Here is a 23,203-nt window from a genome sequence, read left to right as displayed (position 1 = left end):
TTGCGTTCACAATCTTGTCCAGGATATCGTCCAGGCTAGTGAACGATCCCGTTCCTTCATAGCCTGCGGGACGCCGCGGGACCGCGCGGGGCCTCGGGTCCACAGCATACGAAGCAGTAGCCAGCAGGGGGCACTAACTTGGCTATCTCCGACACACTCAGCAAGAACTCTCCATCGCAGGGCAGCCAGGGCAGGAACAAGGGCATCACCCTGACCGTCATCGCCGCCACGCAGCTGATGGTCGTCCTCGACGCCACCATCGTGAACATCGCGCTGCCGCAGATCAGGGACGCGCTGAACTTCTCCACCACCAACCTGTCGTGGGTGATCAACGCCTACACGCTGACCTTCGGTGGCCTGCTGCTGCTCGGCGGCCGCGCCGGCGACATCCTCGGCCGCCGCCGGGTGTTCATCGCCGGCACGCTGCTGTTCGGGCTGGCCTCGCTGCTCGGCGGCTTCGCGCAGGACGGCGGCATGCTGCTGGCCGCCCGCGCACTCCAGGGCATCGGCGGCGCGATATGCTCGCCCACCGCCTTCGCCCTGATCGCCACCAACTTCGACGAGGGACCCGAACGCAACAAGGCGTTCGGCGTCTTCTCGGCGGTGGCCGGCTCGGGTGCGGCCATCGGCCTGCTGGCCGGCGGTGTGCTCACCGAGTACCTCGACTGGCGCTGGGTGTTCTTCGTCAACGTGCCGATCGCCGTGCTGATCGCGATCGCCGCGCCGCGCTACATCGCCGAGTCGGAGCGCCACGAGGGCCGCTTCGACCTGCCCGGCGCACTCACCTCCACGCTGGGCCTGATCGGCCTGGTCTACGGGTTCATCCGGGCCGCGTCGGACGGCTGGACGGACAGCGTGACGCTCGGCTCCTTCGCGGCCGGCATCCTGCTGGTGGCCGCGTTCCTGGTGATCGAGAAGCGCACCGCGCAGCCGATCACCCCGCTGCACCTGTTCGCCAACCGCAACCGCACCGGTGGCCTGGTGATGATGCTCTGCCTGGCCGCGGCCATGTTCGGCATCTTCTTCTACGTCACGCTCTTCGTACAGGGACCGCTCGGGTACAGCCCGCTGAAGGCCGGCTTCGCGTTCCTGCCGATCAGCATCTCGATCATCATCGCCGCGCAGGTGGCCTCCACCCTCCAGGCCAAGTACGGCCCGAAGCCGTTCATGGCCGGCGGCGCGCTCTTCGTCACCATCGGGCTCACCTGGCTGACCCAGATGGACGCGGACAGCAGTTACCTCGACGGGGTGCTCGGCCCCACGGTGGTGTTCGGCTTCGGCATGGGTCTGACCTTCGTCCCGGTGATGCTGCTCGCGGTCGCCGGGGTCGCCGGCGAGGAGACCGGCGCGGCGTCCGGCCTGCTCAACTCGATGCAGCAGATCGGCGGCTCGCTGGGCCTGTCGATCCTCACCACGGTGTTCGCCCACTACGCCACCGCGGAGGCCAAGCTGCAGCTCCCCGGCTTCCTGGCCACGGCCTCACCGGAGCAGAAGGCGGTGTTCCTGGAGAAGAAGGAGTTCCCCAAGGGCACCGACGCGGCCAACCAGGTGCTCGCCTACGGCATTTCCCACGGCTTCATCGTGGGCGCGGTGCTCGCCGGGCTCGCCCTGCTGGTCGCGGTCTTCGTGATCAAGGCCAAGGCGGAGGACCTGTCGTCGAACACCTCCGGCATCGCGATGCACTGACGCGACGCGACGGACCGGCATGACGCCGTGAGGGCCGGCCGGGAGCAGCGAGCTCCCGGCCGGCCCTCACGCATCGGGTCACCCCCAGGACCGCCCGCACCGCTCCCGACCGGCCCAGGCGAACGGCCCCGACCCACCCGCCCCGGCCCGACCAGCGCCCCCGGCCGGCCCGGCGCGGCTCAGTACCGCTCGGTCCCGTCCCGCTCCCCCAGCCCCGCCCGCTCGCAGGCGCTCCCCCGCGCCGAGGCCTCGTCCACCAGGGGACGCTCGGCGAAGACGCTCCGCGCCCGGGCGGCGGCGAGACTGGCCGCGTACCAGGGCTCGGGCTCACCGGCATCGATCCGCATCAGCTCCAACGCACAGGTCCGGTAGTCCGCCGGCAGCCGGTCCAGGGCCGGGACGGCGTCGAGCGAGAGGTCCCGGACGTTGCGCAGGTCGATCTGCCCGGTCCGCTCGAAGCGGGCCACGTTCTGTTCGGCGACGATCGCGTCCGGCCCCATCAATCCGTAGACCGCCACCATCAGTACGGCGCTGAGCAGGACCACACGCGGCAGCCACCCCGCCGAGCGGACCAGCCCGGCCGTGATCAGCAGCGCGAAGACCACGCCCAGCCAGACCTCGACCACCAGGACCCAGAGCCGGAGCCTGGTCAGCCCGGAGGCGTCGACGTAGAACCACATCCGGCCGAGGGCCGAGGCGACCACGACGAGGGTGAGCAGGCAGAGCAGACCGAGCAGGACGCGCGCGAGCCTGCGGTCGGCCTCGGTGCCGCGCGGCGCCCAGCGCTTGGCGACGCCGACCACCACGAGGGTCAGCACGGTGACGACCGTCAGCTGCCAGAAGCCCTGCCGGGCGTACTCGGAGCGGCTCATCCCGGTGTTCCGCATGATCGAGTCGCGGCCGCCGAGCACCACCACGGCCTGGATCACGGCGAAGGCGCCGAACATCAGGTTGAGCGCGACCAGCGGCAGCGCCCACTCCAACCGGCCGCGCTCGCGGCCCGGCCGGACCACCGTGCGGTCCCAGCGGCGCGGGCCCGCCGCGATGTGGGCGAAGCCCAGGACGGTGACCGCGCCGAGGGCGAAGAGCGCGACGCGCAGCGGGATCTCACCGGGGGCCAGGCTGGGGCTGAGGCTCTCCAGCAGTTCGGCCATGCCGGCGTCGGCGCTGGCGAACAGCCGGCCGAAGACGACCAGCAGCACGACGGTCACCAGGACCGCCTTGAACACCGGTGCCACCTTGCCGCGGGCGGGCAGGCCGATCCCGCGCAGGCCGGCGCGGGCCCACCGCAGGCCGGGCAGCGGCTGCCAGAGGATGCCGGGCAGGGCGAGCAGTACGCCGGCCCAGCGCCGGCCGCCGTGCAGCGCGAGCGAGGCCAGGGCCAGCGCGCCGACCGTGGCCAGCGCCGTCGGCCAACCGGCGTCGGAGAGTGCCGGGACGACGAGCAGAGCGAGCGCGAGCGCGCTCCAGAGCAGCGTCCAGCCCCGCAGCCGGCGCCCGGCGGAGCGGGCGGCCAGGCCGGCGCCGACGGCGGCGACCGTGCCGCAGATCAGCAGGTTGACGCCGAAGCCGCGGTCGAGCAGCCAGGCCGTCAGCAGGCCGGTCAGCAGGGCGGCCGCGAGCGTCCTGGGCGTCACCGGGGCCTTGGGGCCGGGGTCGCTGGGGCACAGCCAGGCGAAGGGTTTCGGCGCCGGCCGGCCCGGCGCCCGGTAGGGGTTCGGGTCGGGGTCCGCCGCCCCGGCCCGGTCCTGCCCGGGCTCGCCCGGCCGGTTCTGCGGCCCCGGCGCGGAGGCGTCGTGCCGCGGCTGCGCGCCCGGCGCCGCCGGCTGCTCCCCCGGGCCACCGGGCGCACGGTACGGGTCGGATCCGGACGGGCCGCCGGGCGCACGGTACGGGTCCGATCCGGACGGGCCACCGGGCGCACGGTACGGGTCCGATCCGGACGGGCCGCCGGCCGGGGCGGGTGTGGAGTGGCCGGGCATGGGGTCCCCCTCGAAGGTCTGCGGGCATGCGGCAGCCGCCCAGGGGGCAGCCCGCCGGAAGGCGCCGGGGCGCCGCGACTGACGCCGACTGTAGACCATTCTGAACAAGTTCAAAAACACCGGGGAGGCCACTGTCACCAGGCTGTGACAGCGGCCTCCGGGGAGCCCTCCCAGCAGGCGGCGACCGGCGTGAGGGCCGGTCAGGAGGTCAGTAGGAGCCGTAGAGCGAGTACAGCAGCGTGTCCTTCACCGCCGGCCCGAACGCCGCGGGCCAGCTGCCGAACGGCACCACCGCGTTGCTGTAGGCACCCGAGCCGGTCGGGCCGGTGGAGTAGTTCATGTTGTTCACCGAGGCGCCGGTGCCGTTGCTGTTGTAGACCAGCCAGTACGCGGTGCCGGCGGTGAGCGTGAGGTCGACGGGCAGCGAGTTCCAGGCGTTGGCGGTGAGCGTGCCGCTGCCGGTCGCCGCGACCAGCGTGCCCGGCGAGCCGCCCGCATCGGCGTAGACGGCCAGCTGGTACTGGTTGTTCGGCGCCGCGCTGACCGGGCCGACGTGCACGCTGAGCGCGGTGAGCGGCACCGACGACGCCCCCGTGGTGATCCGGCTGCCGTTCAGGTGGTGCGAGTCGGTGTCGTCGATCAGCGAGCCCACCGCCGTGTTGCCGAGCGTCCTGGGCGCCGCTCCCCCGGTGGTGAAGGAGATCGCGTACGGGCTCGCCAGCACGTTGCCGGACGTGTCCCGCACTCCTTGGACGCTCGCGGTGTAGCCGGTGGTCAACGCCAGGGGGGTGCTCGGTGTGAAGACCACGCCGTTGGCGGCGCCGTCGTACGTCACCGCACCGGCCACGGCGGCGCCGCCCGCGGTGCGCACGGTCACGGCCGAGGCCGTCACGCTCGCCTGGTCCAGCGGCTCACCGAACGAGAAGCGCACCGCCGTCCCCGGTGCGACGCCGGTGGCACCGCCGGCCGGGCTGCTCCCGGTCACGGCGGGCGGGGTGGTGTCACGGCCGTACGAGGCCGTGTAGGAGCCCACCGCGCCGTCGAAGAACGCGTAGGCCACACCCTTGATCGTCTCGATCCGGTACGGGACGGACCGGCCGCCCGAGGAGATGCCGGTGAGCGTGCCGGACGCGGCGGAGACGGGCAGCATCGCCCGCAGCCCGTTGGCCCCGCCGGTGATGTCGAAGGTCAGCGCACTGCCGCTCCAGGCCAGCTTGGCGAAGGCCGAGCCGTTGCGCGCGTCGAGCCAGGTGAGCATCTGCCGGCCGGAGACCACCGGGACGCCGCGCGCCTTCGCGGCGGCGATGACCGCGTCCGAGGCGGCGGAGGCGGCGAAGTCGGTGTGGATGTTCGCGGTCAGGGCCGCGTAGTAGCCCTTGCCTCCGTAGGCGGCGTCGAGCAGCGTGGTGATGGTGCCGGGGTAGGACTGGCCGGACTCGTCGGTCAGCTGGGTGGTGGCCTGGTACTCGTCGATCACGCTGCCGTCGGTGTCGGCGAAGCGCATGATCTGGGCGGTGCCGTTGAAGTAACCGGGGCGGTCCTTGGTGAAGGTGGACGGGTAGAAGTAGTAGTCGGTGTCCAGCCGGATGCCGTTGGACAGCTTGGTCTTCGCCTGGGTGGCCCAGTCGTCCCACTCCACGCAGTGCGTGCGGCTGCTCGACGGGCCCGGCAGGGACGGGTACTTGGCCCGCCAGTCGGACAACTGGTCGGTGTAGTAGCCCTGCAGCGCGGAGCTGCTGCCCCACGGGCGGCAGTTGGTGGTGACGTGGACGCCCACCTCGAAGCCCTGGTCGGTGTAGGCCTGGGCCTGCGCCGGGGTCAGCGGATCGTCGGTGTAGATGTACGAGGAGCCGCGGACGCACTCCCAGTTGGCGACGTCGCACCCGGGCGGACTCTGCGCGATGTAGCCGTCCCAGCGGCCGGCCGTGCCGCCGACTCCGTGGTCGTCGCCGGTCATCACCACCACGGCCTTGACGTCACGCGGGAAGTACCAGAAGCGCGGCAGCGGTTTGCGGGTGGAGTCGACCAGGGTGATCAGGTTGGCCAGCAGCCGCTGCTGCTCGTCGGCGATCGGGATCAGCGCCTTGTCCAGGTTGTTCCAGTCCGGCTGGCCCCCGGTGCCGAAGAACATCTCCGAGGCCTCGTACCCGTCCGTGCCGTCCCGCTGCTGGCCGGCCCAGGCGGCGTTGCCCTGGCGGGTCTGCACCACCGACCTGGCCAGGTCGAAGCTGAAGGCGGCGGCCAGGCCACTGCCCGCCGTCCGCAGAGTGACGGCCGGGTTGGCGGTGGCCGTGGTGGCGTCGCTGTACAGGGCGGCGACGGTGGTGGCACCGCTGAGCGTGTAGAGGTCGGCGGCGCCGTGGTAGCCCATGGTGTCGCCGGTGATCCCGGCGCCGGGGGCGGCGGAGGTGTCCACCTTGAGGTAGGCGTCCGCCCGGGTGCCGGTGGCCGGGGTGAGGCCGAACAGCGGTGCGAGCTGCTTGTCGGGGCGCATCGCGACCAGCCGGCCGCCGCCGCCGGTCCAGGTGGTGAACAGGGCCGCCTGGGCCGGGGTGAGCGGCGTCTCGCCCAGCAGCACCACGTCCGCGGAGGCCAGCAGCGGGCCGGTCACCGCCGAGATGTCCACCATGCGGTAGGAGTTGAGCCCCTCGGCCTTGAGGATCTCGCCCAGGTAGCGGGTGTACGGATTGGCCTGGCTGGTGACCAGCAGGATCGGCCCCTCGCCACCCGGTCCGGCGCCCGGCGGCGGCGGTGGCGGGGCCTGCTCCGCGGTGTAGGTCGCGTAGATCGAGAAGCTGAGACCACTGGACGTCACCGGGCCGAAGTCGGCCGGCCAACTGCCGTACGCCCGGCCGCCGGTGCCGTACACGCTGGTACCGCCGGGGCTGTACCGCAGATTGTTGACGGCCGCGGTCGTCCCGTTGCTGTTGTAGGCCAGCCAGTACGCGGTGTTGGCGGCGAGGGCCGTGGTCAGCGGCACCGTGTTCCAGCTGTCGGCGGTCAGGGTCGCCGCGGCGCTGCTCGCCAGCAGGGCACCCGGGCTGCCCCCGTTGTCGCGGTAGACCGCCACCTGGAACCGGTCGTTCGGCGCCGCGTCCACCGCGTCCACGTAGACGCTCATGCTGCTGACCGTCCCGCCGGCCGCGCCGGTCACGTACCTGGACGCGTTCAGGTAGTTGGAGTCCGCCGAGTCGGTGGACGGACCGACGGCCGTACTGCCCAAGGTCGCGGTGGCGGCCGCCGCCGGAACGGCCGCCGGACCGGCGACCACCGCCGCCGCCGTGGTGAGGGCCACCAGCAGGCCCCCGACTCTGCCGCGCCACCCGGTGCCCGCGCGGATGCCTGCTCCTGCCATGGCCGCCCCCCATGCGCTTCGGTCAAGTGCCCCTATCGGTGTACCGGTTCGGTGCCGACCGTGTCCACGAAACCGTCACATCCCGCGCCGATCGGAACTAACCCTTGACCGAACCGGCCAGCAGGCCGCGGACGAAGTACCGCTGGAGGCCGAAGAAGACCGCCAGCGGCACGATGATCGACAGGAACGCTCCGGCGGTGAGCAGTTCCCAGCGCCCGCCGAAGGAGCCGGACAGCTGTGCCAGCCGGACGGTCATCGGCGCCACCTCGGGGGTACCGCCGGCGAAGGTGAGCGCCACCAGCAGGTCGTTCCAGACCCAGAGGAACTGGAAGATGGCGAACGAGGCCAGCGCCGGCGTGCAGAGCGGCAGCACGATCGAGCGGAAGATCTTGAAGTGCGAGGCGCCGTCCACCACCGCCGCCTCCATCAGGTCCCGCGGCAGCTGGGCGATGAAGTTGTGCAGCAGGAAGATCGCCAGGGGCAGCGCGAACATGGTGTGCGCCAGCCAGACCGGCGCGTAGGTGCCCTTCAGGTCCACCGCCGGGAGGAGCGTCATCGAGCCCAGGTGCGCACCGCCGGAGAACAGTCGCAGCAGCGGGATCAGGGCCATCTGGATCGGCACCACCTGGAGCGCGAACACCACGAAGAACACCGTGTCGCTGCCCCGGAACCGCACCCAGGCGAGGCCGTACGCGGCCATCGCCGCCAGCACCAGCGGGAAGAGCGTCGCCGGGACGCTGATCGCCAGCGAGTTGACCAGGAAGGGCATCAGCCCGGTGGAGACGCCGGAACCGCCCTCGAACAGCACGGTGTGGTAGTTCGAGAGACCGAGGTCGGGGTGGACGAACACGTTCCACCAGCCGTCGGCGGTGACGTCCTGCTTGGGGCGCAGCGAGGTGGCGAGCAGTCCGAGGGTGGGGACGGTCCACAGCACCGTCACCGCGATCACGAAGACCGAGGCGAGCGGACTGGTGAACGCCCGCCTGACCGGGCCCCGGCGCTCGCCCAGCGGCCTGCGCCCGCCCGGCGACCGGCGCTCGGACGCCGGACGCCGGCGCTCACCCGACCGACGCCGGTCGAAGGACGGCGGACGCCGGTCGGAGGGGGACGCACGCCGGTCGGAGGGGGCCCGACGCCGGTCGGCGGGCCGACGGTTCGCGCTCATCGGACTCCGCGCTCCTTCCGCAGCTGGACGATGTTGTAGGCCACCAGCGGCAGCACCGCGAGGAAGAGGATCACCGCGAGCGCGCTGCCCCGCCCGGTGTTGAACTGCACGAAGGACTGCGAGTACATCTCGTTGGCCAGCACCTGGGTGCCGAAGTTTCCGCCGGTCATGGTGCGGACGATGTCGAAGGCCTTGAGCGTGGTGATCATCACCGTGGTGAGCACCACCACCACCGTGGTGCGGATCATCGGCACCGTGACGTACCAGAACAGCCGCACCCCGCCCGCGCCGTCCAGCCGCGCGGCCTCGGTGACCTCGTCCGGGATCGCCTTGATCGCCGCCGAGAGGACGACCATCGCGAAACCGGTCTGCACCCAGACCATCACCGCCATCAACAGGAAGGTGTTGAGCGGCTGGGAGAGCATCCAGTTCGGCGGGTGCTCCCAGCCCAGCGTGACGGCGAGCTGGCTGAGCAGGCCGATCTGCGACTGGGCGGCGTCACGCGACTCGTAGACGAACTTGAAGATGATCGAGGCGCCGACCAGTGAGATGGCCATCGGCATGAAGATCAGCGACTTGTACACGGCCTGGCCGCGCATCCGGTCCACCAGCAGCGCCAGGACCAGCCCGAGGCCGGTGGCGGCGAGCGGCGCGACCACCAGCCAGAGCAGGGTGGTCACCAGGATCTTCTGCACCGAATCGGTGGTGAGCGCCCAGCCGAAGTTCTCACCGCCGACGAACCGGCTGCTGTCGTCGTTGTAGAGGCTCAGGTAGACGGTGCGGACCAGCGGGGCGACCAGGCCGACGAGCAGCAGCACGACCGCCGGACCGAGGAAGACCAGGACGGAGAGCGGCCGGGCGATCCGGCCGGAGGCCCGGCCTGCCACCAGGAAGACCAGCAGCAGGATGCCCAGGAAGCCGGCGACGGCGCCGAAGCTGTTGCCGAACTTGACTGCGGCGTCGCCCCAGGCTCCGTCGGCGAGCATGGTGGCGGTGCGGGACATGGCTGCGCGTCCTTTCCCTGTCACGGGCAGAGAGGAGGGGGCGGGCGGTGCGGGTGGGTGGCCCCGCACCGCCCTCGACAGGTGGTCCGTGCGGTGGGAACCGCTACTGCGGCCAGGCCGCGTCGATGTCGGCGGCGGTCTTCTGGATGGACTGGCCCTCGGCGAACCAGGCCGTCAGCGACTTCCACTCCTGCCCGGCCCCGACCGCGGCCGGCATCAGGTCGGAACCGTCGAAGCGGAAGGTGGCCGCCGGATCGGTGAGCGCGGCGGCGGAGAGCCGGTCGATCGGGTCGGTGTACAGGGCCTTGTCCACGCCCTGGTTCGCGGAGACCCAGCCGGTCGCGGTCCGCACCCGGCTGCTCGCCCAGTCCGAGCTGGACAGGTAGTTCTGCACCGCCTGCACCTCGGGCCGGCTCGCGAACGCCGTCAGGAACTCCCCGCCGCCCTCGACCGGGCTGGGCACCTGCGGGTTCACGGCCGGCAGCCGGAAGGCGAAGATGTCGCCGTCCGGGCCGACCTTGGTGTCCTTGGGCCACTGCGCCTTGTAGAAGGACGCCTGCTGGAGCAGGAAGCACTTGCCGGTGAGGATCGGGGCGCCCGCGTCCTGGAAGGTCGTGGTGGCGATCGACTTCACGTCACCGTAGCCGCCGTTGACCCAGGCGGGGTTCTGCATCCAGTCCGCCACGGTCTTCATCGCGGTGGTGATCTTCTCGTCGGAGAACTTCACCTTGTGGCTGACCCACTGGTCGTACACCTCGCCGCCGTAGGAGCCCAGCACCACCTCCTCCAGCCAGTCGGTGGCCGGCCAGCCGGTGGCCGTCCCGGAGGCGATCCCGCCGCACCAGGGCTTGCCGGCGCCCGCCTTGGCGATCCGGTCGCTGAGCGCCATCAGGTCGGCCCAGGACTGCGGCACCGCGTAGCCGGCCTGCTGGAAGGCCTTCGGCGAGTACCAGACCAGCGACTTCATGTTGGCGCTCATCGGCGCCGCGTAGAAGGTGCCGTTGACCGAACCGTAGCTCTTCCAGACCGGGCTCCACTTCTCCTGGTTGGCGACGGTCTGCGCGGGGGGCTTGGCCACCTTGCCGCTCTTGACCATCTGGGCCAGCAGGCCGGGCTGCGGGATGATCGCGAAGTCCGGGGCGTTGCCGCCGGTCACCCGGACCGGCAGCTGGGACTCGAAGTCGTTGGAGCCCTCATAACTGATCTTGATACCGGTGCACTTGGAGAACTCGGCCCAGGACTTCTCCAGATTGTCCGACTCCGGGCTGAGGATCGAGGCGAAGATCGTCACCGTGCTGCCGGAATGCCCCGCGTAGGGCTGGTACTTGGCGCAGTCACCGGCCAGGGTCTCGCCCCCGCCACCCGAACCGCCGCCGGAGCTCGAACTGTTGGAGCAGGCCGCGGTCAGCGCCAGCGCCGCCAGCACGGCGGGCACGACGGCCAGACGGCGGGACCTCGCTGACGGCGCGGTCGGGGTGGGGGTCAATGCGGTCCTCCTCGCCAGGGCGCACGGAGCGCCGGCAGTACGACAGAACGACATTGCGCTGTACCGGAGATCGACATGGACGCGGCGGGCGGCCGGTTTGACGACGTTAACGCAGCAGCCCCCCTCCGCCAAGGTCCGCGTTCGACCTTCATCGGCAAGTGCCCCAGTTGTGACCCGGGCGCGGCCGGGCCGGACGGGCCGGACGGGCCGAACGGGCCGACGCGCCGTCGAACACCGACGGCCCCGACCCCGGCCCCGACCGAGACCCCGACCGGTCCGGGTCTCAGAAGAGCCGGACCGGCAGCTCCCGCAGCGAGTTCACCACCAGCGAGGGACTCGGCCGCAGCTCCTCGTCCGGCACCGCCAGGGCCAGCTCCGGGAACCGCTCGAACAGCGCCGGCAGCGCGACCCCCGCTTCCAGCCGGGCCAGCGGGGACCCCGGGCAGACGTGCGGACCGTGACCGAAGGACAGGTGACGGCTCGGGTCCCTGGTGATGTCGAACAGTTCGGCGGTCACCCCGTGCTGCGCCGGATCCCGGCCGATCGCGTTGTAGGAGATCAGCACCGGCTCGCCCTTGGGGATCACGACGGCGCCGACCTCGACGTCGTCGGTGGTGAACCGGAACAGGAAGTTGCTGGTCGGCGGCGTCCACCGGAGCGACTCCTCGACCACCGCGTCCCAGGACACGGTGCCCGCACGGACCAGCTCCAGCTGGTCCGGGTGGGTGAGCAGCGCCCGGACGGCGTTGCCGATCAGGTTGACCGTGGTCTCGTGGCCCGCCGCGATGATCACTCGCAGGGTGGCCGCCGCCTCCGCGTCGCTCAGCGCCCCGCCCTCGGTGTCCGCCGCCAGCAGCGCGCTGGCCAGGTCGTCCCCGGGCTCCGAACGGCGCTTCGCCACCAGGTCGTTGACGAAGGCGTTCAACCCGGCGATGGTCGCCTGAATGCCGTCCGGGTTGGGCCGGATGCCGAAGAACTGCTCGTAGAGGTCCCGCAGCAGGGCGTGGTCGGACTCCGGGACACCCAACAGCGAGCAGATCACCGTCATCGGCAGCGGAAAGGCGAAGACCGACTTGAGGTCGACCAGCCGCTCCCCCACCGCCAGCGCGTCCAGCAGGCCGTGGGTGATCGCCTCCACGCGGGGGCGCATCAGCTCCACCCGGCGCGGCGTGAACGCCTGCGCCACCAGCGTCCGCAGCCGGCGGTGCTGGGCGCCGTCGGTGGTCACCATGCTGGGGCCGGGTACCGCCAGGCCGATCAGCGGCCACGTCCCGGGCACGTCGCCGCGCTGGTAGGCCGCCCAGTGCGCGGCGTCCTTCACCAGCCGGGCGTCGGTCAGCAGGTCGCGCGCGGCCGCGTGCCGGGTCACCGCCCAGGCGGCCACGCCACCGGGCAGCTCCACCGCCACCGCCGGGCCGGCGGCGCGCAGCAGCGCCCCCTCGGCGGCGTTGTCACGCGCCAGCGGATCGAGCGCTATCGGGGCGGTCATCCGCACAACTCTCCTTGGTTTCCTGGTTCCTGGTTCCGGTCCGGTCGGGCACGGCAAGCGGCCGGGCTCGGACCGCCCGGCCCGGCGCGAACGGCACCGGCAGTGCCGTCAGACCGCGTAGCCCGGTGCGAACGACACCGGCAGTGCCATCAGACCGCGCACCCACGCCGACGGCCGCCACACCAGCGCGTGCTCGGCCACCCCCAGCCGGAGGTCCGGGAGCCGGTCCAGCAACACCTCGATCGCGGTGGTGGCGATCACCTCGGCGGCCTCCTGGGCCGGGAACGGGCAGCCGTGCTCGCCGTACGAGTAGCTCATGTGCGCCCGGTTGCCCTCCGCCGGGCTGCCGTCGGCCTGCCGCACCGACGGGTCCGCGTTCGCCCCCGCGAAGCCGAGCAGGATCATGTCGCCCGCCGCGATCCGCTGGCCGCCGAGCAGGGTGTCCCGGACCGCCCAGCGCCCGGCGAAGATCTGCGTCGGAGTGTCCTCCCAGAGCGCCTCGTTCAGCGCCTGGTTGATGCTGCGCCGGCCACCCGAGAGGGAGGCGGCGAACCGCTCGTCGGTGAGCATCAGCCGCAGCGCGTTGGAGATCCAGTACGAGCAGGGCTGGTGACCGGCGATCAGCAGGACGCGCAGATCGCGCATCACCTCGTCGTGGTCCAGGCCCGCCTCGTGCAACAGCATCCGCGAGGCCAGGTCGTCGGACGGGTGCTCGGCCTTCTCCCGGACCACGTCCAGCATCACGCCGAGCAGCCGCTGCGCCCCCGCCGGAGCGTCCGGCCCGCCGTCCAGCATGGCCAGCAGCCCGTCGATCAGGACGGGCGCCTGCTCCTCGCTCAGCCCGAGCAGCCGGCAGAGCACCAGCAGCGGCATCCGGTGCGCGTACTCGGCGACCAGGTCGGCCTCACCGCGCCCGGCGAACCCGTCGATCAGCCGGTCCGCGATCTCCTCGCAGTGCTTGCGCAGCTCGTACGGGTCGACGGCGGCCAGCGCGTCCGTGACGGCCCGCGAGCGGCGCACGTGCTCCTCGCCCTCGGTGTACAGCATCGACGGCGCCGGGGCCATCATCGGCTTCAGCGGCCAGTCCTCGGGGATGCTCCCCCAGGCGTTCCAGCGGGTGGAGTCCCGTCCGAACAGCTGCGGCTGACCGGTCACCAGCTGCAGCTCCCGGTAGCCGATCACCAGCCAGGCGGGGACACCGCCGGCCAGCTCGACCGGGGCCACCGGACCGTGCGCGGCCCGCAACTCGCGGTAGAGCTGGGACGGGTCGGTCTGGAAGCGCGGCCCGTACAGCGGGGTGGCACCGGCGTGCGCCGGGCAGCCCGGCGGCGGGGTGGCGGCGGGCTCGGTCACGGGGTGCTCTCCTCGTACGGGGACGGGTGGGTGGGGCCGGCGGCGGACAGCGCGACCGGGGTGGCCGCGGCCACCCGGTCCGGGTGCCCGGCCCCGACCGGCGCGGCCGTGCCCCCGGCCTCCACCCGGGCGGCCAGATGGCGGACCAGCTCGATCAGCACCTGCTTGCTCGACTCCCGGTCGCGCGCGTCGCAGTCCACCAACGGCACCTCGGCGGGCAGGTCGAGCGCCGCGCGCACCTGCTCCAGCGTGTGACCCGGCTCGCCGAAGTTGTTGCGGGCCACGATGAACGGCGTGCCGTGGTGCTCCAGCCGGTCGATGGCGTACCAGGACTCCTCCAGCCGCCGGGTGTCCACCAGGACGACCGCGCCGAGCGCGCCGCTGAACAGGCGGTCCCAGAGGAACCAGAAGCGCTCCTGACCGGGCGCGCCGAACAGGTACAGCACCTGGCTCGCGGAGAGGGTGATCCGGCCGAAGTCGAACGCGACCGTGGTGGAGCGCTTGCCCCAGGCACCCGAGGGGTCGTCGATGCCCTCGCCCGCCTTGGTCATGGTCTCCTCGGTGTTCAGCGGACGGATCTCGCTGACCGCGCCGACCAGGGTCGTCTTGCCGACACCGAACCCGCCGACCACGACGATCTTCAGCGCGTTGTCGGCGGTACCGCGCAGCGGGGTGCGCCCGCCCGCGGGCGTCTCAGAGCTGTTGGAGTCCATGCAACACCTGCTTCAGCGTGTCGAGATCGGGCAGCCGGGCCTTGTGGGGGGCGAACCGGGGGTGCCGGGCGGTGACCGCCCCGGTCTCCAGCAGGTCGCCGAGGAGGATCTTCACCACCGAGACCGGCAGCGCCAGCTCCGCGGCGACCTCCACGACGGCCGTCGGGGCCTCGCACAGCCGCAGGATGCGCGCGTGCTCCGACTGCATGCCCGGGGCCGGCTCCCGCTCGGCGACGATCAGGGTGACCAGGTCGAAGGCGTTCTCCGGGGAACGGCTGCGGCCCCGGGTGATGGTGTAGAGGCGGTCCGGGTCGTCGTCGCGGCCCGGCAGGACCGGCCGCCCGCTCATATCCCGGCGCTCTCTCGCGGCACCGCGCCCGTGTCCGCCCCGACCACCGCGTCCTCACGGGCCGGGGCACTGAGGTGCGCACCGATCTGCTCGATCAGTCCGTGCATGTTGTGGCCGACCACGCCCACGTCCGCCTCGTCGTCGGTGACGACCGCGAGGTGGGCGCCCTCACCGGCGGCCACGATGCAGAGGATGCCACCGTGGAACTCGGTCATCGACTGCCGCACACCGCCGCTGCCGTCGCCGAACTCCACCGAGGCGCCGTGCGCCAGGCTCTGCATCCCGGAGGCGATCGCGGCCAGCTGGTCGGCCTGGTCGGCGCTCAGCCCGGCGCTGTGACAGAGCCGGAGGCCGTCGGCCGAGAGCACCAGGGCGTGCCGGGCGCCGGGGGTGGCGGTCAGCAGGTTCTCCAACAGCCAGTCGAGGTCACGGTCGATAACGCTGCTCATCAGGAGTCCTTCTCGGTGACGGGGGAGGCGTCGGGCGTGGTGTCCGTGGTGTCCGTGGTCGGCCGGGTGGCGGTGGCGGGTGCGCTGTCGGCCCCGGGTGCTCTGTCGGTCCCGGGTGCGCTGTCGGTCATCGGCGCGCTGCCGCTCCCGGCCTGCTGGGCGGCACGCCGGAAGGCGCCGAACCGGGCGGCGGCGCTCGCCGCGTCGCCGCGTCCGGGCTTGGCGGCGGGCACCCCGGTGGTCGTGGCACCGGCGGCGGCGAGCGTCTGCCCCCGGCGGCGCTGCGGCAAACCGCTGTCGGTGACCTGCGCCGGGGCCGGCGCGGAGGTCTCGGCACCCGGGGCGGCAGCCCGGACCGGGGGGCGGGTCGGCGCGAGCGTGGGCGCGGGCGCAGGTGTGAGCGCCGGCGTGAGTGCCGGGCGCGCCGGTGTCGTCACCCGGGCCGGAACGGGCGCGGGCGCCGCGGCGGGCTCCGGAGCGGGGTGCGTCACCAACTGCTGCGGGATGAGCATCACCACCCCCGTGCCACCGCGCGCCGACGGCCGGAAGGAGATCTGCAGCCCGTACTTGCGGGCCAGCGCCCCGACCACCGCGAGGCCGAGCCGCGTCCCGGCCGTGAGCGTGGTGAGGTCCAGCGGCTCGGCGGAGACGGCCCGCTCGGCCCGGCGCAGCCAGCTCTCGCTCAGGCCGAGGCCGCTGTCCTCGACGGTGACGGCCAGCCCGGCCGGCACCTCCTCGACGTAGACGTGCACCTCGGCCGGCGGGGCGGAGAAGTTGGTGGCGTTGTCGAGCAGTTCGGCGAGCGCGTGCATCACGCCCTCGGCGGCGAACCCGGCGACCGCGGCCGCGCTGGCGTTGTGCAGCCGGACCCGCTGGTAGGCGCCGATCCGGCCGAGCGCACCGCGCAGCACCGACTCCACCGCGATCGGCTTGGCCCAGCGCCGGCCCGAGCGGGCGCCGGTGAGCACCGCGATGCTGTCGGCCATCCGGCCGGCCTGCGCCGTGGAGTGGTCCAGTCGCAGCAGGTCGCCGAGGACCTCCTCGTCGTGCCGGTGCTGCATCTCGCGCAGCTCGGCGTGCATGCTCGTGGCGAGCGCCTGGACCCGCCCGGCGGCGGTCGCGCAGACCGCGAGGGCGGCGGCCCGCAGCCGCTCGCCCCGGCCGATCTCCTCGGCGAGGGCGCGCAGCAGCGCGTGCTGGGGGTGCGTACGGTGTGCCGCGAGCGCGCTGTCCACGGACGCGCCGTCACGGAGCTTCTTCACCACCTCGGGCAGGACGTCCCCGGCCAGCCGGTCCAGCGCGGCGCGCGCGGCCTGCTCGGTCTCCAGCTCGGCCCGCACCCGGGCCAGTTCGGCGCGCACGGTCCCGACCTCGGCCTCGGCGTCCGCCCGCTCGCCCCGGGCCGCCTTCCGCGCGGTGTCGGCGGCGGCGATCCGGGCGTGGGCCGCCGCCTCGGCGGACTCGGCGGTGGCGGCCCGTTCGAGCGCCGCACCGGTCCGGTCCTGCTGGGCGGCGAGCTCCTCCGCCAGCCGGCGGGCGCGCTCGGTCGCGGTCGCCGCCAGCCCGACCGCGATCAGCCAGAGCACCGCGACCGCGCAGACCGCGGCGGCCGTCAGCGGCTGGTGCGCCGCCAGAGCCCGGCCTGCCGCCACCGGGGCGGCGACGCCTGCCAACAGGACGGCCGCGGCGGTGAGGGCCGCGGTACGCGGGGCCGGGCGTCGGCGCGCCCTGCCGTCGGGGCTGGTGCGTTCTCTCATCGATGCGGTCCTCGGCAGCGGCGGGCGTCGACGGGCGGACGCCGACAGCAGGGCGGGCTCACGTGCGACCGCCCGGCCGACGTATAGAAACGTCTCCGGGCGGCTGATCGGTTCACGCTTTCGGCCGATCATATCCATTCAGCTACTGCCCTCAACCGGCGAGTTGACGGACAGTCCCGTTCGTTCACGCCTTGTGCACCGATTGGCGACCGGGTCGTCGCACCTCGATCAACTCAAGGTGACATCCACCGCCCGGCGCACCGCGGCGGCGTCCAGCCCGTGATCGGCGATGATCCTGGCACCGAGCCCGTCCCCCTCCCGGACCACCCCGAGCAGCAGGTGTCCGACCGCGATGTGGCCGGACTTCAGCCGGAGCGACTCGCGCAGTGACAGTTCCAGCACCTTCTTCGCCGGGGGCGTGAACGGCACCCGCCCACCCTTGGGGTCGGAGCGGAACCAGCCCCGCCGGCCGGCCCCGGCCTCCTCCGGCCGGGCATCCAGCGCACCCTCCCCGAACGCCGACTCGACGGCTTCCCGGACGGCGTCCAGATCCACCCCGATCGCCGCCAGCGCCTCCGCGTCGTCGGCGCCGCCACGCAGACGGAGCACCGCCCGCCGCACGGCGGCGTGGTCCAGCCCCGCCTCGACCAGCACGGCCGCCGACGGATCCCTCGGCATCGCGACGACGGCCAGCAGCAGGTGCTCGCTCCCGATCCGCCCGTGTCCGAGCCGCGCCGCCTCCTGGCCCGCCCGGCCCACCACACTGCGCGCATCGTCGGTGAAGCGCTCGAACATGGCTCAGCCTCCGTCCTTCTCGCTCCCGGAACCCCCGGAACCACGCCGGGCGTACTTCTTGTGCACGGCCTGCCTGGTCACGCCGAGACAGACCGCGATGTCCTGCCAGGACCACCCCTGCTCGCGGGCGTTGCCGACCTGCAGGCCCTCCAGCCGGTCGGCCAGGTCGCGCAGCGCCCGGACCGACCGGAGCCCGACCGCCGGGTCCCGGCTGCTCGCGGCTGCCGCGAGTTCTCCGTTCTCGCTCATGCGGTCAACGTAGGTTGACGCCGCGCGAGTGTCAACCCCAGTTGACATCCGCGCTCGAAGCCCCCCGGGGCCCCCTCCCGGCCCCGCGCGCCCCGTCCTCACAGCCCGCGGAACACCCCCGGCTCCCGGGATCGGTCCCACCACGCGAAAAGGGGCGGGGCGAGGACCGTGAAGGTCCTCGCCCCGCCCCGGACGTCACCCCTCAGGGGTAACCGTCCTGTATCCAGCCAGGCACTGGGGATGTGCACTTATTCGAGGGGTGCACTATTCCCCGGGGAGGGCCTGGCGAGGGTCAGTGAACTCCACCTCCCGCTCGCGGCGAAAGGGCAGTGACAGACCCTGCAGCGGGTTGTCGTCGGGGTGATGGAAGATGTGACTGCGCGCTTCCCAGACCAACCTCTGGTTGAGTGAGTTCGCGAGCGTGGTGCTTCCCGGTATCTGGGCGTCCCCGAGTTGTTCGTTGGTCATGATCAGTCCGACTCGGCGGTCCAGGGCGACGAGCGCTCCACCGGCGGTCGCCATACCAATCGGCAGCTGAGGGTCCTGACCGAAGGGCTTCATGAGGACGACGGGGGTGTCGGTGGTGACCAGCGCCTTCCGCTCGAAGTGGATCAGGTTCCAGCTCCGACCGTAGAACTGCCAAGCGGTTCCACGGAAGAGTCGGCCCATCATGGAGATGTGATCGTTCTGGTGAGGCTCCAACGCGTAGTCGTCGAAATCGGTCATCAGCTGCCATGCCTCATCGACCTCAGCTTCCGAGACTGCCCGGCCCTCGACTGCTTCGAGTGCCTCGCGCATGCCGCCCCGACCCTTGGCCGCGATCTCCAGCTTCAAGGACACGTCGGCGACCTCGTTGTTGCCCTGCCGTGCCGCCGGTGTGCGGAGGTACTGCATCGCCGCCCATGCCGCTACTGCCTCGCGCGTCTCGGGAGGGATGGGCCAGGCGCTCCGGTCCACGAGCGTTTTGATGGCGGGAGCGGCGGCGCTCTCCAGCCGGCTCAGGATCTCCTCGATCTCGTCAGTCATCGTTCCGTCTGCGGCCTCCACCATGTAGAAGTCCTCGACGACGGTGGCGCTCTTGGTGGAAACGCGCTTGCTCCGGCCCTCCGGGATCGTGGTGCGGATCACCTCCTTGGTGTCGTTCGCGAAGCGGTTCAGGTAGAAGCGCGGGACGGTGTGGTGGTTGTGCTTGGTGGGTCGGTTGATCGTGAACTCCCAGTATCTTGATCGCGGGCGGCGAGGTAGTTGGTCCAGTCCCGCCGGGCGATGTCGGCCCAGCGGACGGCCGTCATGATGTGGAGGCCGAGGAGGTCAGCCAGGATCGGGGGCGGGACGTCCTCCGAGAGCGCGATGAGTGCCGCGTTGCGCGCGCGTCGGGCGTCGATCCCGTGGTCGAGGAGCTCGCTGCTGAACCCGGACGATGCGACTGGCCGGCCGGGCAGCAGACCGGGGAAGAGCCAGCGCGGTCCGGGGACGTCAGCGTTGATCCTGGGCTGCCGGCCCGGCATCTCGGCGAGCTGACGCAGCAGCACGGCCAGCTTCGGTGGGACCAGCACCGGCGGCGAGCCGATGTCGAGGTGCATCTGGCCGTCGTGGTCTTGGAGGTGCTCGACGCGGAGGTGTCGGATCCGCGAGGTCGGCAATCCGAACAGCAGCACCAGGGCGCCGGCGGCACGGACATCCAGGGGCAGTGCGGAGTCGTTCAGCATGCGGCTGAGGTGCTGCCAGCGTTCGTCCTCGTCCAGGATCCGCGTTGGCTCCTGGCGGGGAATGGGCGGGACGGTCAGCTCGGGCAGGAGGCCGCGCTGGGTGGCCCAGCCGAGGAAGTAGCGGACGGTGTAGTTGCGGGTGTTGCCGTTCGCGAGCCACTGGTCGAGGCGATCCTGGGTGAGATCGCCGAGCGCGAGCTGCCTCTCGTCGAGCCAGGTGAGCAGTTCGAGGGCGACGCGAACCCGGGTGCGGACGTAGGAGCCGGCCATGGCTGGTCGTCCCCGATGGGCGGCCCGGCGACGGGCCCGCTTGAGCAAGAACCAGTGGACGAACGGGCGGACCAGGGTGGCGTGTCTGGCAGGGTGGTCGGCCAGGAGCTGGTCCAGCCAGGCGGGGATCCGGTCGAGGTCGTCGTTGTGCTCGGGCAGGACGCCGGTGTGGACAAGGGCCTGGCGAACGTAGTGCTCGTAGCGGCTGGGTGGGAGCTCGTCCAGGACGTCGTGGCTGACCGGCGTGCCACTGGCTGCCAGTTCGCCGAGCAGGCGGGCGTTCGGGCTTCGCTTCAGCCAGCACAGGACGCCGCGCGAGTCGTCGGCAGCCGACAACGCACCTGCCAGTGGCTGGAGTTGAGCAGAGACGTGACCGTCTGGCCCGGCAAGGTGTTCTTCAAGCCGAGCCGCGAGGATGCAGCGAGGACAGCGGCCATCGGCATAGAGCCGCCCGCCCTTGCCGCAAGCGGGGCAGGTGTAGACGCCGGGCAGTCCGGCGCATGGCCCGCAGATCCCACGGCGGCCCTCGTCCTGCGCAATCAGGGGTTGGAGTTCTCGACAGTGGTGGCACTGCTCGGGGTGGTCGAGGATGCGGACGTAGCAGGCGCCGCAGACCGACCCGCGCGGCCAGTGTGCCTGGACGGGGCGATCCTGCCCGCAGGCCGAGCATGGGTGGGTGGCACGGGGCCGGCAGGTGCGGCAGAGAAGTCGACCCTCGGCGTTCTTGGTGCAGGGGCGGACCTGACCGCAGACGGAGCACTGGACGGCGGCCGGGGTCGCGCAGTTCCAGCACAGGTCCGGGCTGTGGGTCGTGGCCCGGCGCACGATCTGCTGGATTTTGCCGCAGTTGCCGCAGGTCCGGCGGGGCTGGGCGAGGCGGCGGTAGCAGGTTTTGCAGAGTGCTCCGGCCGGGCCGAGGGAGTGAGCCTGGCCGATGGTTCCGCAGGCGGTGCAGGTATGCGCGGGCGAGGTCCAGCAGGCTTCGCAGAGCGGCTGGCCGTCCGGGCAGCGGGTGACGGGCATCCGCAGCCGTTCGCAGCCAGCGCAGTTCTCGGTGACCTGCGGGTCCGTGCGGTAGCAGGAGTAGCAGATGCCGCCTTCGTCGCGGCGGGCGAAGATCCGGGCGGTGCGGCCGCAGCGGGCGCACGGTTTCTTGTTGCGGGGGCTTCGGGCGGCGCATGCCTGGCAGATCCGGCCGCCCGGGCCGCTGCGGGGCAGCGGAATGCCGGCCCGTCGGCAGTCCGAGCAGCTGGGCAAGGTGGCCCCGGCGTGACCGGCGACGGTCAGGGCCTGGGCGAGGCGGACGATCGCGGCCGGGCAGCGCGGGTCACCGGAGGTGAGCGCGTCAGGGTGGGCGGCCAGGTGGTCGTCGAGCTCCCGCAAGGCGACACCGCGGTCGGCCCTGGCTGCCAGTAGCGCTGTCGAGATGGCCTCCGTATCCAAGCCGGGCAAGAAGGCGGTGATCAGTGTGGTGATCCGACTCCGGCGTTCGTGGCGTTCCTCGGCCCTGCGCTCGTAGCTCGCGCGGCTCACTGGCCGGGGCGCCGGATGGTGGTCCGCCGGACCTGAGGCAGGGGTCGGACGGTGTCGCCGACGGGTGCACTGCAGGATGTCGCAGAGCGCGGCAAGGGTGTCCATCGACAGCCGCTGCGGGGGCTGGGTGACCAGCCGGAAGACCTGTTCGCGGGAGAGGTGGACTCCGCGTTCGGCGAGCAGGGGGACCAGGTCGGTGGTCTGGAACATGTCGTGGCTGGCCATGAGCTTGCGCAGGTTCCAGGTGGTCCCCATCTTCTTGATCATTCGGTCTCCCAGAGGTCGGGGTGGCGGCCTTTCAGCGCGCGCTGGACGACACAGTTGCGGTACTCGTCGGACACGCCGGTGTATATCGCGGTCGTGCTGGCGTAGTTGTGGCCGGCCTGCATGGACACGAACTTCTCGGGATAGTCGCACTCCACGAGGTGCGTGATGTTCGAATGCCGGAGGCAGTGCAGGTCGAGTTCGGGCGGCAGGCCAGCGGCGTCTCTGGCCGTGGTGAACGCCTTGTTGACGCCTCGCAGGGACATCCGGCCGGAGCGTTCGGTGACGAAGAGGGCGGCAAGTTTGCCGGGCGAGAAGGCGGGCCGGACCTTGGTGACCCAGTGATCCAGCACGTCGGTGATCCAGTCGAACTCCTTGACCGTCAGCACGGTGCGGCGCTTGGGCGGGCTGCCCTTGGATGCCTTTCCGTAGCGAACGTAGAGGCCGCCATACCTGCCGTACTGCGGTCGCTTCGGGGCCCGCCGCAGATCGGGGAGGTCGAGCATCTGGGACTCGTTGCGCCGCAGCCCATAGGCGTAGACCGTCTTGAGCAGGGCCGAGTCCCGCATGGCAGTCAACGCGCCCTTGCGGCCTCGGCCCTGGGCCTCTTCGACCCGGCCGTCGGCGGCATCGAACAGGGCCTGGATCTCGTCGTAGGTCAGCGGCCGCCGGTCGGGCTGGCCCCCGTACTCGGCGACGTGGGCGACGCGATTGTCCTCATGGAAGATCTGCTGCGGTGCCTGCCCGAACCGCTCCAGGCACTCGGCCGACCAGCCGTATCGGCGGTCGGTGACGAAGCTCATAAACAGGGCGAGCGTGGTCTCGTAGCCGCGGCCGGTCGACATGACGATCGGCCGGCTGCGATTTGGGCGACCGCAGATGGGAGATGAACGCCTCGGCGTCGGCGGGTTGCCACTGCCAGGGGTATCAGGTTGGTGAAGTCGACCAGTCGCCGGACCATCGCCAGGCGCGGCTTGATCGTCCCGGCCTCGTTCAGGAACCGGGTGCGTTGCTGCCGGGCCCAGCCCCGAAGCACGGCCTCCAACATCGCCCCCTCGGGGTCGAGATGAACGACTCCGTCGACCATCTCCAGGCGTGCAGAGCCAGCCAAGCTACCGTCTTGGCCCCCACGAGCCCCCGTTGCATTCACTGCAATATTGTTGAGGCTGATGCGGTTGGAGGGCAACGGCCTAGCAAGCTTCGGCCCCTGCAGGGCAGCCACCGAGCACAGCAGTAGGCGGGGCGGATGCCCGGGTGTAGGCCCCGGGCATCCGCGCATCACTTCTTCTTGGGGCGAGGCGGCGTCTGCGCCAGCGCACTGGCTGCAGCGGACTTCTCCGCCTTGGTCGCCCCCTTGCTGGCCAACGTCTTGCCGGCTGCCGAGGCAGCCTTCGCACCGGTCTGGCCGGTGCTCTTGGGCGCCTGCGACAGTGCGCTCGCCGCAGCGGACTTCTCCGCCTTGGTCGCGTTCTTGCTGGTCAGAGTCTTGGCAGCGGCCGAAGCGGCCTTCGCGCCAGTCTGACGAGGATTCTTTGAAATGATCAACACCCCCCTCCGGGTCAAAGTTGCATCGCGACCCGGAAGCTGATCTCATG

The 23,203-nt window shown here is 71.9% G+C and carries 18 protein-coding genes and 1 pseudogene; 1 reads left to right on the top strand and 18 read right to left on the bottom strand.

From position 1 onward, the window contains the following. Nucleotides 1-138: 138 nt before the first annotated feature. Entirely contained in the window at nucleotides 139-1,686 is a 1,548-nt protein-coding gene (locus tag ACFXHB_RS18045) for an MFS transporter (RefSeq protein ID WP_380575306.1), read from the top strand. A gap of 179 nt (nucleotides 1,687-1,865) precedes the next feature. On the opposite strand, the gene ACFXHB_RS18040 is transcribed toward ACFXHB_RS18045, so the two are convergent. The 18 genes and pseudogenes from ACFXHB_RS18040 to ACFXHB_RS17955 form a co-directional block, all read right to left on the bottom strand. Beyond that, the gene (locus ACFXHB_RS18040; protein ID WP_380575305.1) at nucleotides 1,866-3,668 is read right to left on the bottom strand and encodes a DUF4153 domain-containing protein; all 1,803 of its coding nucleotides are present in this window, start codon (nucleotides 3,666-3,668) and stop codon (nucleotides 1,866-1,868) included. Between the two features lie 208 nt (nucleotides 3,669-3,876). Further along, entirely contained in the window at nucleotides 3,877-7,023 is a 3,147-nt protein-coding gene (locus ACFXHB_RS18035; protein ID WP_380575304.1) for an Ig-like domain-containing protein, read from the bottom strand. Nucleotides 7,024-7,120: 97 nt separating this feature from the next. Then, nucleotides 7,121-8,188: a carbohydrate ABC transporter permease gene (locus ACFXHB_RS18030; RefSeq protein ID WP_380575303.1), complete on the bottom strand. Its 1,068-nt coding sequence runs from the start codon at nucleotides 8,186-8,188 to the stop codon at nucleotides 7,121-7,123. After that, entirely contained in the window at nucleotides 8,185-9,192 is a 1,008-nt protein-coding gene (locus ACFXHB_RS18025; RefSeq protein ID WP_380575302.1) for a carbohydrate ABC transporter permease, read from the bottom strand. Before ACFXHB_RS18025 ends, ACFXHB_RS18030 begins: the two co-directional genes overlap by 4 nt. Nucleotides 9,193-9,295: 103 nt before the next feature. Continuing rightward, nucleotides 9,296-10,678 (bottom strand): ABC transporter substrate-binding protein, encoded by a 1,383-nt coding sequence (locus ACFXHB_RS18020; RefSeq protein WP_380575301.1) that lies wholly within the window; start codon nucleotides 10,676-10,678, stop codon nucleotides 9,296-9,298. A 283-nt stretch (nucleotides 10,679-10,961) separates the two neighbouring features. After that, the gene (locus ACFXHB_RS18015) at nucleotides 10,962-12,167 is read right to left on the bottom strand and encodes a cytochrome P450 (RefSeq protein WP_380575300.1); all 1,206 of its coding nucleotides are present in this window, start codon (nucleotides 12,165-12,167) and stop codon (nucleotides 10,962-10,964) included. Between the two features lie 108 nt (nucleotides 12,168-12,275). Further along, the gene (locus ACFXHB_RS18010; RefSeq protein WP_380575299.1) at nucleotides 12,276-13,520 is read right to left on the bottom strand and encodes a cytochrome P450; all 1,245 of its coding nucleotides are present in this window, start codon (nucleotides 13,518-13,520) and stop codon (nucleotides 12,276-12,278) included. Further along, a complete protein-coding gene (locus ACFXHB_RS18005; RefSeq protein ID WP_380575298.1) occupies nucleotides 13,517-14,233 on the bottom strand; it encodes an ATP/GTP-binding protein in 717 nt (238 codons plus the stop codon). Before ACFXHB_RS18005 ends, ACFXHB_RS18010 begins: the two co-directional genes overlap by 4 nt. After that, nucleotides 14,214-14,582, bottom strand: coding sequence for a DUF742 domain-containing protein (locus ACFXHB_RS18000; protein ID WP_380575297.1), 369 nt, complete (start codon nucleotides 14,580-14,582; stop codon nucleotides 14,214-14,216). The genes ACFXHB_RS18005 and ACFXHB_RS18000 overlap by 20 nt, the downstream gene beginning before the upstream one ends. Beyond that, nucleotides 14,579-15,031, bottom strand: a complete 453-nt coding sequence (locus tag ACFXHB_RS17995; protein ID WP_380575296.1) for a roadblock/LC7 domain-containing protein — start codon at nucleotides 15,029-15,031, stop codon at nucleotides 14,579-14,581. Before ACFXHB_RS17995 ends, ACFXHB_RS18000 begins: the two co-directional genes overlap by 4 nt. Further along, the gene (locus tag ACFXHB_RS17990; RefSeq protein WP_380575295.1) at nucleotides 15,031-16,788 is read right to left on the bottom strand and encodes an ATP-binding protein; all 1,758 of its coding nucleotides are present in this window, start codon (nucleotides 16,786-16,788) and stop codon (nucleotides 15,031-15,033) included. Before ACFXHB_RS17990 ends, ACFXHB_RS17995 begins: the two co-directional genes overlap by 1 nt. 228 nt (nucleotides 16,789-17,016) lie before the next feature. Next, nucleotides 17,017-17,583, bottom strand: coding sequence for a Clp protease N-terminal domain-containing protein (locus tag ACFXHB_RS17985; RefSeq protein ID WP_380575293.1), 567 nt, complete (start codon nucleotides 17,581-17,583; stop codon nucleotides 17,017-17,019). A 3-nt stretch (nucleotides 17,584-17,586) separates the two neighbouring features. Continuing rightward, on the bottom strand, nucleotides 17,587-17,832 hold the full coding sequence (locus ACFXHB_RS17980; protein ID WP_380575291.1) for an RNA polymerase subunit sigma-70: 246 nt from the start codon (nucleotides 17,830-17,832) through the stop codon (nucleotides 17,587-17,589). Between the two features lie 264 nt (nucleotides 17,833-18,096). Next, nucleotides 18,097-18,960, bottom strand: coding sequence for a DUF4238 domain-containing protein (locus ACFXHB_RS17975; protein WP_380575289.1), 864 nt, complete (start codon nucleotides 18,958-18,960; stop codon nucleotides 18,097-18,099). 26 nt (nucleotides 18,961-18,986) lie between these two features. Then, a complete protein-coding gene (locus ACFXHB_RS17970; protein WP_380575288.1) occupies nucleotides 18,987-21,194 on the bottom strand; it encodes a hypothetical protein in 2,208 nt (735 codons plus the stop codon). Between the two features lie 146 nt (nucleotides 21,195-21,340). Beyond that, nucleotides 21,341-21,611, bottom strand: a pseudogene (locus ACFXHB_RS17965) (helix-turn-helix domain-containing protein). After that, nucleotides 21,608-22,453, bottom strand: a complete 846-nt coding sequence (locus tag ACFXHB_RS17960; protein ID WP_380575287.1) for a tyrosine-type recombinase/integrase — start codon at nucleotides 22,451-22,453, stop codon at nucleotides 21,608-21,610. The pseudogene ACFXHB_RS17965 and the gene ACFXHB_RS17960 overlap by 4 nt, the downstream one beginning before the upstream one ends. Before the next feature lie 433 nt (nucleotides 22,454-22,886). Continuing rightward, nucleotides 22,887-23,153 carry a hypothetical protein gene (locus tag ACFXHB_RS17955; protein WP_380575285.1) on the bottom strand — a complete coding sequence of 89 codons (267 nt, stop codon included), beginning with the start codon at nucleotides 23,151-23,153 and terminating at the stop codon, nucleotides 22,887-22,889. Nucleotides 23,154-23,203 lie beyond the last annotated feature (50 nt).

It is taken from the genome of Kitasatospora sp. NPDC059327 (assembly GCF_042752535.1).
Classification (GTDB): Bacteria; Actinomycetota; Actinomycetes; order Streptomycetales; family Streptomycetaceae; genus Kitasatospora.
This window is presented reverse-complemented; position numbering and strand designations above follow the sequence as displayed.

Excerpts from the sequence above, each read along its gene's own strand:
- ACFXHB_RS18040 (WP_380575305.1), bottom strand. The coding sequence starts at position 3,668 with ATGCCCGGCCACTCCACACCCGCCCCGGCCGGCGGCCCGTCCGGATCG.
- ACFXHB_RS18035 (WP_380575304.1), bottom strand. The coding sequence starts at position 7,023 with ATGGCAGGAGCAGGCATCCGCGCGGGCACCGGGTGGCGCGGCAGAGTC.
- ACFXHB_RS18030 (WP_380575303.1), bottom strand. The coding sequence starts at position 8,188 with ATGAGCGCGAACCGTCGGCCCGCCGACCGGCGTCGGGCCCCCTCCGAC.
- ACFXHB_RS18025 (WP_380575302.1), bottom strand. The coding sequence starts at position 9,192 with ATGTCCCGCACCGCCACCATGCTCGCCGACGGAGCCTGGGGCGACGCC.
- ACFXHB_RS18015 (WP_380575300.1), bottom strand. The coding sequence starts at position 12,167 with ATGACCGCCCCGATAGCGCTCGATCCGCTGGCGCGTGACAACGCCGCC.
- ACFXHB_RS18005 (WP_380575298.1), bottom strand. The coding sequence starts at position 14,233 with ATGGACTCCAACAGCTCTGAGACGCCCGCGGGCGGGCGCACCCCGCTG.
- ACFXHB_RS18000 (WP_380575297.1), bottom strand. The coding sequence starts at position 14,582 with ATGAGCGGGCGGCCGGTCCTGCCGGGCCGCGACGACGACCCGGACCGC.
- ACFXHB_RS17995 (WP_380575296.1), bottom strand. The coding sequence starts at position 15,031 with ATGAGCAGCGTTATCGACCGTGACCTCGACTGGCTGTTGGAGAACCTG.
- ACFXHB_RS17990 (WP_380575295.1), bottom strand. The coding sequence starts at position 16,788 with ATGAGAGAACGCACCAGCCCCGACGGCAGGGCGCGCCGACGCCCGGCC.
- ACFXHB_RS17985 (WP_380575293.1), bottom strand. The coding sequence starts at position 17,583 with ATGTTCGAGCGCTTCACCGACGATGCGCGCAGTGTGGTGGGCCGGGCG.
- ACFXHB_RS17980 (WP_380575291.1), bottom strand. The coding sequence starts at position 17,832 with ATGAGCGAGAACGGAGAACTCGCGGCAGCCGCGAGCAGCCGGGACCCG.
- ACFXHB_RS17960 (WP_380575287.1), bottom strand. The coding sequence starts at position 22,453 with ATGTCGACCGGCCGCGGCTACGAGACCACGCTCGCCCTGTTTATGAGC.